We start from the raw sequence: 12,951 nt of genomic DNA on the forward strand, positions 1-12,951 counted from the left end.
TTTGCTTTCTACCTGGCCGTCTCTTCTGGTTGCGATAGTCGCCGGATACAGCATCTTAAAGCAAAGCTCGTCCTCCTCCGGGTTGTTTATCATTGGCCTCACCATAATGCTACTGCCTAGCATGTTAGCAATTCCTACAACGGAGTGGCTGTGGGCTACTTACCCTGATTTATTATCTAGCTCACCCACTTACACTGCTATTTCCGTAATGTCTTTTGATTTAGTATATTCCGTAGGGCTGGCTTTGTGTGCCTATGCATTTTATAAGAGAGGCCATCATGCTTAACAAAGCAAGGCAACACCGCCCACTACGTGGGCTGGACCTACATTCCGCGGCTTCGCCGCTACATTTCGGCCGTTGCTTGCGGCGTTAGGTTCCCAAAATGGACGATTTGGAAATAGACAAAGTTATTCTTTCTCAAGCCACCAAAAATTGGAGAAAGATGGCAATGATAATTGGTCTGACACAAAATAAGACAGGGTTAGATGACAACAATTGTGATGCAGAAAGGATCGCAAAAAGAATTTATTACCTTGTTCAGTCTGGTCAGCTTGAATCACAAGGCGAAATTACAAACTGGAGATTTAGCGAGGTTAAGCTTGCATCACCATAGTCACAGAAACCTAACAAGTTGCTCAAGTTCACTCCGACCGCAAAAGGCGCGGCCTCCGCAGGACAGCCTCCACTGCACTTCGGCTGCCCCTTAGCAAGGCGTTAACTGAATATGTGGAAAGAAAGTGTTCCTAAAAGCCTGTTTCAAGCGCTCAATGATCCAAAAATGGTTGGATATTACAAACTCTCACCACAAGAAGAGTGGTTTCAGCCATACGAGATTGAAGAAGTTGATACAGCTGAAGTCTTAGGTGCATTCGATGGGCGCTCTACTACAAGTGAAGGAATCTTGAGCGGCGCTATTCGCATCTGTAATACAGGCTGCGAGGGGTATCATATTTACGTATTTAGCGGACCTGAAGCTGGAAGTATATGGTCAGATCAGCGCTATCCATTTGGCCGTCTCTCAAAAATTTGCTCGTCCTTAGATGTTTACTTGGCCAATTTGAGCGAGTTTGGAGCAGGGCACATTGCGCAATACGAGGACCTCAGTTAACAAGGCCGGGCAATTTGCTCCGGGCCTTCGGCCCTCCGCGGGACAGCTTACCTTGCGCACCTTTTCCGCGGGTCGCTACGCTCCCATTTTCGCGCAAAACGCGCACAAGTTAAGCTGCCCCTGCCGGCGGCGTTAAATGGCAAAGAAGAAATGGCCGTGGATTCTCTCGAAAAGTATAAGAATGATATCGACCTTTTATATCAACAGTATCTGGACGGAAGGTACGATATAGTAACGATTGCATTTACATTAGTCTGTGGACTGGTTGAACATAAGGACCTTTCCTTGATTGATTCCTCTCCAGATGAGGTTGTAAATACAATGTATTCGCATGCAAGTGGCTTCAAGAAGGAAGGCAGCTATATAGTTGTCTCTAATGTAGGAGTTACTGACCATTCTGATTTATTTAATGAGTTGATAGTCTTTCTTGAACAGAATGATATTGCAATTTAACAAGGTGAGGTTGCATCGGTGTAGCAAGCTACACCTGGACCTCCGCTGCTTCGCAGCTCCGGCCGCAACTCACGGGCGTTAGTGTGCAGCACAGAATGTTAATTATGGTTTTAAAATGAATAGATTAATAATAGCTTTTTGTATAGTCATGTTTACGGGTTGTGAAATCCAAAAAGAAGCAAACCAAAAATTTGGAGATCAACACTTTAAAACAGCGATTTCTTTAATCGAGCTTCATAATATACGTACTGGTTCGTATCCAGAAACATTAAACGATATCCAGTTCATTGGAGACTGGGATCAAATTGCTTTGCAGTCGGTAAAGTATGGCAGAGTTAAAGGCGGTTATACTTTATCCGTTACTAATGGGTGGGTCGGAAAGCCTGAACTTCAGTACCCTCCAGAGTTTTGGGTGGGGCTTGGAATTAAGCACACTAACAAGTCAATTCAGCCGACCGCTAAAGCGTCGGCTGATTGAGGCGTTATGAGCTTTAAACTATGAAGTACATTCTTATAATTCTAGCTTTAATGTCATCCTTGGCTGCTGCAAGTGGAGGGCCTAAAGAGGTTTCTTTGACACCAGAGCTAGCCGCGAAACTAGGTTTTCATATAAGCGTGAAGCCAGAAGGCCCAGCAATAATGTTTGAGCTTAGAGGCCAAAAAGAAAGTCCTTCTGGTTGTCCAGCATCTAGAAGTGGCACCTTTCTACTTGGTAAAAATAGTGAGGAGTTGCTGGTTCATATAACAGAGCTACCTACATCAAAATCAGAGCCAGAAGCAATTGGTTACTTTACAGATAGCAAGCACACAATGGGTGTTTTTATCGACTATCTCTGTAAAGGCGAAAAGGTTTTAAAGAGTGTGCGTTACACCGTGCAATCAACCAGCGACTGGCTCATAACAAGTAAAGGCACTGGACGCAGCAAAACTGCGCCCGTGCTTTAGGCGTTAGGTGTAAGAGCGAGTCACGATGATTCAAGTTAATGATTCATATGGAAAGTTGAGTCGGCCTGATATTAAGGCGCTAGAGAGTGACCTTTCTATAGACTTTCCTCTCGAATATGTTGAGTTTTTACAACAATACAATGGTGGGCGTCCAGTTCCAGATGGAGTCAAGGTCAACGGAGAGCACTTTGACTTTATAGGTCACCTTTACGCGATCCGAAAAGAACTCGTACATGATGACTTGGCAAGAAATATTGAAGAATATAAAGATATGATCCTTGGCCATTACTTACCTTTTGGGGAGAGTCCTGGCGGTGACGTATATTGCTTGTCACTTAAGCCAGAGGAATTTGGAGCTGTCTACCATTGGGACCATGAAGAGGCTAACTATGAGGGTGAGCCCTGGGAATATAATATGACTAGGTTGGCCAAATCTTTTAATCAATTTTTAGCGGAGCTATACGAGTGCTAAAAACACGTAACAAAGCCAAGCACGAATGCCAGCAAAGCTGGCTGGACCTACATTCCGCAGCTTCGCTGCTCCATTTTGGCCCGTGTTGGCGGCGTTATGGCCCTTAAAGGATTATCGTGGATCTATCAAAATCTCTCGAAGAACTACACAAAGAAAAATGGGGCAGGCCTGACTTTGGCTCAAGTCTAGCCGCTGAATGTCGCCGTTTATGGTCAGTTCCTTTAGCGGAACTTTCGGTCGAAAATCTACGCATACTAATTGGTCAAAAAATTGGTTTAAGGTTTCTGGTTCCCGTTGCTCTTGATATTCTTGCAGTAAACCCATTGGCCGAAGGTGACATGTACAAAGGAGATTTACTGGCAAATATTGCTGTTGTGCCTGATAACTTTTGGCAGCAGTATCCAGAGTTCAACAACCAACTCGTAGAAATCAAAAGCGAATTAGAAATAATAATGGGTACAATCACAGAAGAGCTTATTCCACCTTTGAGCTCTCGGGTTTACCAATAAATGAGCCATAACAAGGCGCGCAATGCTCGGCCAACAAGTTGGCCTGGACTGTCACTGCTACGCAGCGCGAGCCCATTCGCTTGGTGTTAAGGGAAGTAAACATGAACAAAGGCTTGTGCCATATATGTGGTCGTCGGACTCAGAACACTGGGTTTGATAAATGTATGTATTGTGGTGTTGAGCTTTTAGAGAATCAGAAATTTACTGAGTCGGAGAAATCTTTAATCGAAGATAAGCGAAAATCTGTAGAGAAAGAATTGCGCAAAAAGAAAGCGGCGCAAACAGGAGTACCATCGTCAACTGATGGTTTCGGTGGTGGCATAGATTTTGGTTTCGGTGACTCAGGCTGCGATTAGTGGAGGCCTTAACAAACACAGGCAGTTTGCTACGGCCCTTCGGGCCTCCGCGGGACGGCTTAATTTGTGCACCTTTTGCGCAGGTCGCTCCGCTCCCATTTTTGCGCAAAACGCGCACAAATTAAGCCGCCCCTGCTGTGGGCGTTAAGTGCATGAGAGAATGAAGACATCAGTAGCAATTGCTTTACTTACATTAATTTTGAATGGTTGCGCTACACCACAAACCTATACCGGAACGGTAACTGATTGCCAAGATAATCCGATTGCTAGAGCAGAAGCATGGGAAAACGAATGGGTTCCTTTTCACTTGCCTGGCAAACTTGGAGAAACCAAAACGGATGAAAATGGAACTTTCACATTAAACACAGAAAAAGGGGCGAGCTTCTTCGTTTATTCTGGTAGTAAACTAGTATTTACAAGCCACCCTGGGAAATCGGAGACCAAGTGTGCTAAAAGTAGCACTTAACAAATCGTGGCAGCAAGGGCGCTTCGCGCAGGGACGGCTTACACTTCGTTCCTGCCGCCCCTGCACTCTGCGTTAACTGTTGTAAGAGAAAAAAGTGATATCTGATAAATTCGATAGAAATGAAAATCCAGACTGGGAGCCTGATGCCCTTGTGCAGGTATGTTTTTCCGGTAAAGATATCATCGTAAAGAATGGATACAGACCTCATTACAAGGTTAAAACAGACTACCTCACGACTACAATTCATTGGTTTGTTGATGAAGGGATTGCGGAACCTAATAGGCGCACTCAAGCGTTTGTTAAATTCATCACGCCAGAGGCATACCCAAAATGCCTAGAGACTGGCGCCAATCTAGAGATTCGAGAAGGTTCAAGAGTAGTTGGCCATGCTGAAATACAGGAAATATATAATGAGCAATTACGCAAAGGCAGCTAACAATCACAGGCACGTTGCTACGGTCCTTCGGTCCTTCGGTCCTTCGGTCCTTCGCGAGACGGCCTACGCTACGCTCCGGCCGCCCGTGCTGTGGTCGTTAACTTTACGAGAAAGCTATGAGCTACGACTTAAATTTCTGGAGTGAATCAGCAGGCTTTAAAGCAGAGCCTCTGGAGGTTTATCGCAGTCTCTCAGATGGCGTACCTGTTAACGGCCTTAGTCAGATTGATATTGATAGCGTTTATAAAAGGATCATTCAAGAGTTTCCTGGTACTGAAGAAAGAAATGGATTTCTTGATTGGGAAGGTGAAAGCAACTCTTTTCAAGTATCTTCAAGTGCACAGCATGTAAGAATTGATTGTTATGGTGAGCCTGGAGAATGGATGAACGTATTCATAGATATTGGCAAAGAGTTTGGGTGCCCATTATATGATCCACAAACCAATGAGCGGTTTACGGGATAAAAAGTTAACAAGCGCGTCAATTAGGACGCTCGCAAGCTCGCGCCTATTACGCGGGCGTTATGGCCCTTAAAGGATTATCGTGGATCTATCAAAATCTCTCGAAGAGCTACACAAAGAAAAATGGGGCAGGCCTGACTTTGGCTCAAGTCTAGCCGCTGAATGTCACCGTTTATGGTCAGTTCCTTTAGCGGAACTTTCGGTCGAAAACCTACGCATACTAATTGGTCAAAAAATTGGTTTAAGGTTTCTGGTTCCCGTTGCTCTTGATATTCTTGCTGTAAAACCATTGGCCGAAGGTGACATGTACAAAGGAGATTTACTGGCAAATATTGCTGCAGTTCCTGATAACTTTTGGCAGCAGTATCCAGAGTTCAACAACCAACTCGTAGAAATCAAAAGCGAATTAGAAATAATAATGGGTACAATCACAGAAGAGCTTATTCCACCTTTGAACTCTCGGGTTTACCAATAAATGAGCCATAACAAGGCGCGCAATGCTCGGCCAACCAGTTGGCCTGGACTGTCACTGCTACGCAGCGCCAGCCCATTCGCTTGGCGTTATGTGCAAGGATAGTCATGAGCAATCCTCCTAAAGAAATTGATGGAGCAAGAGTGATTGAGTGGGCTTGGTCAGATTCTAAGCCATTTGGATTTGTGCTCTTTGAAAATGGAGAGGTTGCTGCGGAAATATTTGGTTTGGCAATTTGCAAATATTCCAATAGCGAAAAATTCTACCGGTTTAGCTGTGACTCTGATTGGGAAATTGAGCAAGATGCTGAATACTCATCTATTCAAGAGGCTAAAGCTAATTTACCCTCTCAATATCAAAATGTAGCCGCAATTTGGCAAAAATATGGCTAGGCACATAACAAGGCAATTAACTACGCTCCAGCCACTGCGTGGCTTCCGGCGGACCTCCGCTTCGCTCCGGCCGGTTATTGCGGGCGTTATGTGTAGATCGATATCATGAATATAAAAACACCTCATATACCTCTGAACATCGAGCTAGAAGAAGCATTGGGAATTCTTAGATCCACAGGCTTAGATGTTCTGGAAAAAAAAGAAGATGAAGACAACTTCTATAGGGTAAGCTCACCCTCCTATGAATGTGGATTCTACGAGAAAGAGAATCGTGTCATTGCCAGCTGGTATAATGACCCTTCGGGTAGAGAATCAGAAGACGGAATCACACAGAAGCTCAATGCTTATCTTCAAAGATATGGCGAGCTATCGAGTTGGGAATCAGGTATTAACAACGGTTGGATTCAATTTTTCCAGAATGAAGATAGCTCTACTTCATTAGCATACGGATTGCACAAAGATGTTCTCCGATTTAATTACATTAGAAACACATAACCAGCTAGGGCACTATGCCCGCTTCGCGGGCCAGACGCACTTCGTGCGCTGGTGCCTGAGGCGTTATGTGTCGGAGATAATATGACGAGCAGAATTATTAGTTTTGCTAAAGAGTTAAACCGGCAGGATAATTTGCCGCCGAAAGCACTTCGAAGAGATACACCAATATATTCACTAGTTAGTACGATGAACAATATAGTTGGTTGCCATTTTTCGGGGAATTATGGGCCTATACCTATACTTAAAGAGCGAGCGCTACAGTTCATGGAAGAAAATCAAGCAACAGCAGAATTCGAAATCTATTACAAAATTGCACAAGATCTACTATCGGAGATATACACATAACAAATTTAGGCACCAGACGCCTAAGGCGCAGGTGCTAAAAGCGTTAACTTTCACTATGAATAAAGTCACTGCCACAATTTTACTGATATTCCTGAGTTTTAGTTCTCATGCCGATAGCCCTTTGCCAGTTCCCAAAGCAAAGAGGGTATGTAACATCTTCGTTACTTATTGTGCTTATTTGGAGCCTGCGAAAGACACTGTGGTGTACAGCGTGGAGGGTAATTTCGAAACTAAGGAAATATACAAAATAAGTGGCTGGCACAGGTCCTTCCATATTTCTCCAAGTGGTGAGTACGTAGTGGTGGGTTACCCTGGGCTAAATCTTGTTCCAAAATCAGTAACACCTAACCAAGTAATGTTATCCATCTACTTAAATGGTAAGTTGCAACATGCCATTACTCTTAAGCAACTCTTCCACAATTTAGAATCGCTGGAGCCAACAGTTTCACATTATCAATGGGGTTCCATTACAAATGTTTCCAATTACGATGTGCGCCTCGAAACAGTTGAGGGGATTGTCTCGGTAGCTCTAGAGAGTGGAAAGGTCTATCGTGCACCAAAAAGTTAACAAGAGCAGGCACGATCACAAATGCAAGCATTTGCTGGACCTCCGCCGCGTTGCGGCTCCGGCCCGTGCTGCAGGAGTTACATGCCAAAGGAATGTCATATAGATGTTTAACAAAACCTTATATTATCCTTGGATAGATATTCATGACGATTCATGGGTTAAGACCGCTATTTTGTATTGGGACGAAATTAATACAATTGTTCCTTTCAGAATGCAGTCTCCATATCAAAACGAAGTGGCCACTCTTCTTGAGCAAGAGAGAATATTAAGGCCTTTTGAGGTCACTCCTTCTTCACGAGAGGTAATTGAAGCTTCAGATATAGCGATGCAATATTTATCTACACCAGAAGGCATGCGAGTTCTGACCTCCGGTGATGAGTATTCAAGAATCCATCCTAGTAAACTATCGCATCAACTTCAAAGAAGCTTAAGGTTAGGATATAGCCGGGTACACTCAAGTAAAATGAGCCATCTTTTGATGGATACCATTGGTTCTGCAAGAATTGATGATGATGGCTTTGTGAGCATGGATAGTAGATTTTCTGCATATTATATGTCTGCACTAGCAAATAGAATTGCGAAACGGAATAATCTTTCTACTGTTGCCGACTCCCAGATATATAATCAATTCAACACAAAACTATCTGTTGATGGTTATTCGCCGAATAGAAATAAGACATTTATTAAATGTCCAAAATGCAAAGAAGTCTTTGATAGATTCACTCAAGAATCTATCAAAAATACTGGCGAGTGCCCTGCATGTGGCGCAGACATATTCTATTTCTTGCCTGAAAGAGAAAGAGGATTTCAGCAGCCGTATAGAGCTGAGCCAAGGCATTTTGTTGATGGAATGCTGGCTGAGCTTGCAATAGAAAGTATATACATCCCTGGCTCGGTTCGTATTGACAAGCTTCTTAACTTTAGGGCAAATCATTCAGATGAGCTAGCTGCTTTCCGAGGGGCACTACAAGGCATAACCCAATCTGTTCTAGATTGCGATGATGTGGAAGATATTCAAGCACTTCGCCAACAAGTAAAAGTTGCTTATACCGATAAAGTAAAGCCACAGATTAAGGGCTTAAAATCACAACTAAAGGGAGCGAAAGTTAACTACGTTTTAAGTGATTTCACCATAAGCGGAATGGCATCGATTCTCGGAACTACGTTAGCTAGCGGTTTAAGCACTACCGCTATATTGGCAGGCACAGGCGTTTCAATTGGAATTCGAAGTCTAATGTATATGCAAGAAAGAAGAGATATTAGAACTAATCCATATTCTTATGTTCTGTCGATGGAGAACAAGCTTGGTTTATAAAGCATGTAACAAGTCAATTAACTTCACTCCTTTCAGTCGCCGGACGCAGCTAAGCTGCGCCGGTTATTGAGGCGTTATATTTCTTCGCCATGAACGACAAAGACCGAACTGAAATCATAAAGAAATTCGAAAAAGGAGTTCTCCTGAGAAACTTTTCTGGCGAACTGACATATGAAATTGAAGATCGCTGGTATGAGCAATACAATCCAGCTAAGAAACGGATCGCTAAAGAGTTCGGGTTAGTTCCTATTTCAGTAACTGTGTTTGGACCTGACGAATCATTTCAGACTTTCTATAAGCGAGGAATGAAACTTAGTATTGAGTGGGATACATGGTCTGGTTTAATATTCGTTGCGAAGAATTGCCGCGCTGAAAAATTGGTTCTTGAGATCGCCGGCTACTGTGAAGAGAACGAAATATAACAAGGCAATTAACTTCGCTCCAGCCACTTTGTGGCTTCCGCCGGACCTCCGCTTCGCTCCGGCCAGTTATTGTGAGCGTAATGCATCACACATGGAGAATTAAGTGAGAGATTTTAATTCTGGCGACATCAATGGTGATGTCGTTATTAACGATAACTCTAATGAGCACAAGCTGCTGATTCATTGCTCAAATGAGGAGTTAATCCACGAAGAACGCCATCGCCAAGAGGTTCTAGAAAAGGAGCGCTCTAGAAAAAATGGTGCATTCCTTAAATTTATTCTGTTTTCTGCCACCCTTTGTGTAGCGGCATACGTTTGGTATCAATTCAATGGCGGGCACAGTATTGCCTCAACTCTCCTAGGTGCGGTTGGTGCAATAACTGGATTTTCTACTTTTGCTCAATCTGACCAAACAACAGAGTTCGAGCAAAGGCAGTTAGCAGCACTTAAAGAAATTCACATGATTCTAAGAGAACGTGGAGTTCGGTAAATGCATAACAAACACATCAAAAAACGCTCCACCTCATTGCGCTGGATCTCCCTTTCGGTCGGCCTTTGATGTGGGCGTTAGCCATATATGAGAATTTTCTGTGATTTATAGTTCAGTAGAAGACCATTGGCTCAGGATCGAGCTAATGCTTGAGGTAGCCTCAAAATACAATGAGATTACCCAAGGTGATGATGTTCAGATTATCAAGAAGGATGGAAAGCTGAATATTGATATTTCGCTTATGGATGATGTCCAAAAGGAGTCAAGTCTAGTTGGTATGCTCATGGCGTGGTCGGTTGTTGCTCTTGAGTCACTTATAAATCACGCTATCGCTGAAAACCTCAATAATAAAATGGTAGCAATTCTAGCAATTGAGCACCCAGGCCAGATTACTGGAAAGATTAAAAAAGGAATCAGCGCCAAATCTGAATTAGCGAAAAAACTGGTTGTTCTTGATGATGACCGAACGGATATATCAGCGTTATTAAAAACCGCGGATAGCCTAGCTGACCTCCGGAATTATATAGTACATGACAAGCCATTTGATCTTGTCACAGATGACGAAGGTGAGGTTGATATTGAGCATTACAAAGTAAGAGGCATTGAAATGGAAAAGAGAATTAGATTTAAGAACCTAATGCCTTTCTTTAAAGATTGTGATCAGATCAAGGAGTTTGTTGAGAAAAACTCTAATCTTGATCACCTTAATACGAGTGAAAAAAGTTTTTGTGGCCTGGTAAATGGCTAATAAATCCAGCCAGAGGGACCAAAAAACCGCCGCTTCACTCTGGTTTTTCGTCCCCTGCTGGCGGCGTTATGCATCAAAGGAAGCATCATGGATAGATTGATAGTCCCTGTATATCTCAATCAAAAACTAGTTTTTGATTTGTTGGCAATGCTACAGGGAGGAATTAGTACGGTGACCACTGTTACTGAATCCTCGTCTAATAGGAATATTGACGGTGAAAAGGTATCTGCTGGTTTTGGTTTGAGTGAAGCGTTCTCCACACTTCTGAAAATAGATCTTTCTGGCTCAAAAGAAAAAACTATAGGTTCAGAAGGATCAAATACATCATCACAGGAGAGGGTTCACACTCCAGCATCTCTCTTTTTTCAATTAAGGAATCTTCTTTTAGAAAAGGGATATCTCAAAGAAACTGAGGAAGAACTTCCTAAAGCTGGTGAATTTGTGGAATTTGAAGGATTTCTCAAAAGAAATCCAATTGTAGAGACCATAGATAGCTTTGCTGAAATGATGGATATTGCGGAGGCGTTTGAGGATAAACCCCAACCAAAAAAAGGGAATCGTAACTCAAGTGAGCAATCAGAGTACAAGAAAATCAGGCAGCAAATGGTTCGCTTCTCTGGTGCCCTCAAGGCGGGAAGTACTATTGATCTTAGTTCAACAAGCTTGAAGGGTGCATACACCGCAGTAGTAACAGTAGAAACAGGATTCTTAAATGATCCGTTAATGTCAGACTTAGTAGATGGTCAGTTTAAAATAATTGGGAAGGTCGTAAAAAGCGTGGATGATTCATCTGACTCTATCAATCTGCTTAGAAAAACGGCACTAAGCAAGATGCCTTCTGAAGTAATGCTTCAAGCTATGACACACCTGAGTTCTCTGGGGAGTAAGCAAGGCTTTGACATCCCTGAATTAAAAATGGAGATTGATGGGCCTGCTATTCAGGTTCTACCAATTGCCATTTATGCATAAACAAGACTAGGACACCCACAGATTGAAAAATGACGCAGGAAATAGTACAAGCCTTCTACCTTGACGGCCATTTCTCCTAGCAAGGTGAAATACTGAAAAATTATGCTTTAGGTTTAAAAATTGCGTGATTTTGGCCAAGCCGGAAGGAATAGTATCGAAAGGCGGGGTGGGAATTAGGAAGGGCTTGCCGAAAGAAAACGTTGACAGTCGCCTATACCATGTACCCAGCGTTTATTGAGCTGAATACAGGCTTGCCGTACGGCCTCTGCTGATCCCACCAGGCCTTTAAAGCGGCTTTCAAAGTTCCGATTGAGATAGAGCCAGTGTTTTGCTGAATCGGGGCTAGCGGGTTGAGCCTAATTATGACTTAGCGGCCACGCAGACAGCAGTTAGCTAAACAGATCTCTCCAGATAAGAACGTGAACTTTCAATACACGACTAAACAACACTAGGACACCCACAGATTGAAATATGACATCGGAAATAGTATAGGCCTTCCACCTTGACAGCCATTTCTCCTGATCAGGTATAGGGCAAGGTGAAATACTGAAAAATTATGTTTTAGGTTTGAAAGTTGCGTGATTTTGGCCAAACCAGAAGGAATAGTATCGAAAGGTTGGGAGGGAATTAGTGGGGCATTGCAGATAGGAAACGCTGGCAGTCGCCTATGCCATGTACCCAGTGTTTATTGAGCCGAATACAGGCCTGCCGTACGGCCTCTGCTGATCCCACCAGGCCTTTAAAGCGGCTTTCAAAGTTCCGATTAAGATAGAGCCAGTGTTTTGCTGAGATTTCCAACCGCTCAAGGATAGGGGGAGCGTTTTGAGAAATGGCACCGCGCTTTTTGGGGTCTAAATGCCGGCCACTCCAGTCTACTAACGCCAAATAGTGATCCAATTGGAAGGGCAACCCTTTCGGCATATTAAGGCGCTTGCCGCCCACAAATGGTAGTAGCTCTTTGGGCTGCTCACCTGAGATCACAGCACGAACACGCTGCTGAATGGACGTGTGATCGGAGTCCTCCGGGGTTTTTGCAATATCGGCACGGATAGGATTGAGATCGACATAGGCCATGCAGGCAACCAAGGCTCTTTCATCCAATAGCGCCTAAGACTTGCAACGGCCCTCCCAGAAACGGCCAGTACAGCGGCCTTCTGCATTGGCTTGGCGAGCAATAGATTCGTTTAGGCAGCGCATAAACCAACTGATATCCATTAATCGCTCTCGCCACAGATCGATCAGCTCTTTAAGCTTGTTCTTTTCACTGCATTCCAGAGAGGCACCCTGAAGAAAGCGCTGAGCCAAATTAGAAGCTTTAAATAGCTCCTGCCAGCGGAAAATGACCTCAGTATCAGACCAAGTTCTGGCCGTTTTAGCATCAATATAGAGCACCACATGGTAGTGATTACTCATTACCGCGTAGGCAGCGATATCCAACGAAAAGATAGCAGCTAGCTTTTGCATCCCAGTCTCAATCCACTGGCGCCGGTGCTCATAATCCCTCCCCAATAGAGCATCTCTTCCACAA

23 protein-coding genes are annotated in these 12,951 nt (G+C 43.6%); 21 read left to right on the plus strand and 2 right to left on the minus strand.

The features are described 5' to 3' along the window. Nucleotides 1-383 precede the first annotated feature (383 nt). The 21 genes from ACJJIM_RS07110 (at nt 384) to ACJJIM_RS07210 (ending at nt 11,423) form a co-directional block, all read left to right on the plus strand. Nucleotides 384-614 carry a DUF3658 domain-containing protein gene (locus ACJJIM_RS07110; RefSeq protein ID WP_413665429.1) on the plus strand — a complete coding sequence of 77 codons (231 nt, stop codon included), beginning with the start codon at nt 384-386 and terminating at the stop codon, nt 612-614. 111 nt (nt 615-725) lie between these two features. Next, nucleotides 726-1,109 carry a hypothetical protein gene (locus tag ACJJIM_RS07115; protein ID WP_413665430.1) on the plus strand — a complete coding sequence of 128 codons (384 nt, stop codon included), beginning with the start codon at nt 726-728 and terminating at the stop codon, nt 1,107-1,109. Between the two features lie 150 nt (nt 1,110-1,259). Next, on the plus strand, nt 1,260-1,562 hold the full coding sequence (locus tag ACJJIM_RS07120; RefSeq protein WP_444912811.1) for a hypothetical protein: 303 nt from the start codon (nt 1,260-1,262) through the stop codon (nt 1,560-1,562). Nucleotides 1,563-1,677: 115 nt separating this feature from the next. Continuing rightward, complete coding sequence (locus ACJJIM_RS07125; RefSeq protein WP_413665432.1) at nt 1,678-2,040, plus strand: hypothetical protein; 363 nt, start codon at nt 1,678-1,680, stop codon at nt 2,038-2,040. Between the two features lie 20 nt (nt 2,041-2,060). Continuing rightward, complete coding sequence (locus ACJJIM_RS07130; RefSeq protein ID WP_444912812.1) at nt 2,061-2,507, plus strand: hypothetical protein; 447 nt, start codon at nt 2,061-2,063, stop codon at nt 2,505-2,507. Between the two features lie 25 nt (nt 2,508-2,532). Continuing rightward, the gene (locus tag ACJJIM_RS07135) at nt 2,533-2,979 is read left to right on the plus strand and encodes an SMI1/KNR4 family protein (protein WP_413665434.1); all 447 of its coding nucleotides are present in this window, start codon (nt 2,533-2,535) and stop codon (nt 2,977-2,979) included. 116 nt (nt 2,980-3,095) lie between these two features. After that, nucleotides 3,096-3,488, plus strand: a complete 393-nt coding sequence (locus ACJJIM_RS07140) for a contact-dependent growth inhibition system immunity protein (RefSeq protein ID WP_413665435.1) — start codon at nt 3,096-3,098, stop codon at nt 3,486-3,488. Nucleotides 3,489-3,589: 101 nt separating this feature from the next. After that, nucleotides 3,590-3,844, plus strand: a complete 255-nt coding sequence (locus tag ACJJIM_RS07145) for a hypothetical protein (protein ID WP_444912813.1) — start codon at nt 3,590-3,592, stop codon at nt 3,842-3,844. A gap of 160 nt (nt 3,845-4,004) precedes the next feature. Further along, the gene (locus tag ACJJIM_RS07150; protein ID WP_413665437.1) at nt 4,005-4,310 is read left to right on the plus strand and encodes a hypothetical protein; all 306 of its coding nucleotides are present in this window, start codon (nt 4,005-4,007) and stop codon (nt 4,308-4,310) included. Nucleotides 4,311-4,404: 94 nt separating this feature from the next. Further along, on the plus strand, nt 4,405-4,746 hold the full coding sequence (locus ACJJIM_RS07155; protein ID WP_413665438.1) for a hypothetical protein: 342 nt from the start codon (nt 4,405-4,407) through the stop codon (nt 4,744-4,746). 116 nt (nt 4,747-4,862) lie between these two features. Beyond that, complete coding sequence (locus tag ACJJIM_RS07160) at nt 4,863-5,210, plus strand: hypothetical protein (RefSeq protein WP_413665439.1); 348 nt, start codon at nt 4,863-4,865, stop codon at nt 5,208-5,210. 79 nt (nt 5,211-5,289) lie between these two features. Further along, the gene (locus tag ACJJIM_RS07165; protein ID WP_444912814.1) at nt 5,290-5,682 is read left to right on the plus strand and encodes a contact-dependent growth inhibition system immunity protein; all 393 of its coding nucleotides are present in this window, start codon (nt 5,290-5,292) and stop codon (nt 5,680-5,682) included. A 104-nt stretch (nt 5,683-5,786) separates the two neighbouring features. After that, the gene (locus ACJJIM_RS07170) at nt 5,787-6,071 is read left to right on the plus strand and encodes a hypothetical protein (protein ID WP_413665441.1); all 285 of its coding nucleotides are present in this window, start codon (nt 5,787-5,789) and stop codon (nt 6,069-6,071) included. 105 nt (nt 6,072-6,176) lie between these two features. Next, nucleotides 6,177-6,566, plus strand: a complete 390-nt coding sequence (locus tag ACJJIM_RS07175) for a hypothetical protein (protein ID WP_413665442.1) — start codon at nt 6,177-6,179, stop codon at nt 6,564-6,566. Nucleotides 6,567-6,647: 81 nt separating this feature from the next. Beyond that, nucleotides 6,648-6,911, plus strand: a complete 264-nt coding sequence (locus ACJJIM_RS07180; protein WP_413665443.1) for a hypothetical protein — start codon at nt 6,648-6,650, stop codon at nt 6,909-6,911. 55 nt (nt 6,912-6,966) lie between these two features. After that, nucleotides 6,967-7,479, plus strand: a complete 513-nt coding sequence (locus ACJJIM_RS07185; protein ID WP_413665444.1) for a hypothetical protein — start codon at nt 6,967-6,969, stop codon at nt 7,477-7,479. 103 nt (nt 7,480-7,582) lie between these two features. Next, entirely contained in the window at nt 7,583-8,794 is a 1,212-nt protein-coding gene (locus tag ACJJIM_RS07190; RefSeq protein ID WP_413665445.1) for a hypothetical protein, read from the plus strand. A gap of 89 nt (nt 8,795-8,883) precedes the next feature. Continuing rightward, nucleotides 8,884-9,216: a hypothetical protein gene (locus ACJJIM_RS07195; RefSeq protein WP_413665446.1), complete on the plus strand. Its 333-nt coding sequence runs from the start codon at nt 8,884-8,886 to the stop codon at nt 9,214-9,216. Nucleotides 9,217-9,319: 103 nt separating this feature from the next. Further along, nucleotides 9,320-9,706, plus strand: a complete 387-nt coding sequence (locus tag ACJJIM_RS07200) for a hypothetical protein (RefSeq protein WP_413665447.1) — start codon at nt 9,320-9,322, stop codon at nt 9,704-9,706. A gap of 145 nt (nt 9,707-9,851) precedes the next feature. Further along, the gene (locus ACJJIM_RS07205) at nt 9,852-10,454 is read left to right on the plus strand and encodes a hypothetical protein (protein WP_413665448.1); all 603 of its coding nucleotides are present in this window, start codon (nt 9,852-9,854) and stop codon (nt 10,452-10,454) included. Nucleotides 10,455-10,541: 87 nt separating this feature from the next. Further along, nucleotides 10,542-11,423: a DUF6414 family protein gene (locus ACJJIM_RS07210; RefSeq protein ID WP_413665449.1), complete on the plus strand. Its 882-nt coding sequence runs from the start codon at nt 10,542-10,544 to the stop codon at nt 11,421-11,423. A 627-nt stretch (nt 11,424-12,050) separates the two neighbouring features. Here ACJJIM_RS07210 and ACJJIM_RS07215 read toward each other — a convergent pair. Both ACJJIM_RS07215 and ACJJIM_RS07220 read right to left on the minus strand, forming a co-directional pair. Beyond that, a complete protein-coding gene (locus ACJJIM_RS07215; RefSeq protein WP_413665450.1) occupies nt 12,051-12,524 on the minus strand; it encodes a hypothetical protein in 474 nt (157 codons plus the stop codon). 6 nt (nt 12,525-12,530) lie between these two features. Further along, nucleotides 12,531-12,887, minus strand: a complete 357-nt coding sequence (locus ACJJIM_RS07220) for a hypothetical protein (protein WP_444912815.1) — start codon at nt 12,885-12,887, stop codon at nt 12,531-12,533. Nucleotides 12,888-12,951 lie beyond the last annotated feature (64 nt).

This window comes from Microbulbifer maximicatervae (SeqCode) (genome assembly GCF_052467615.1).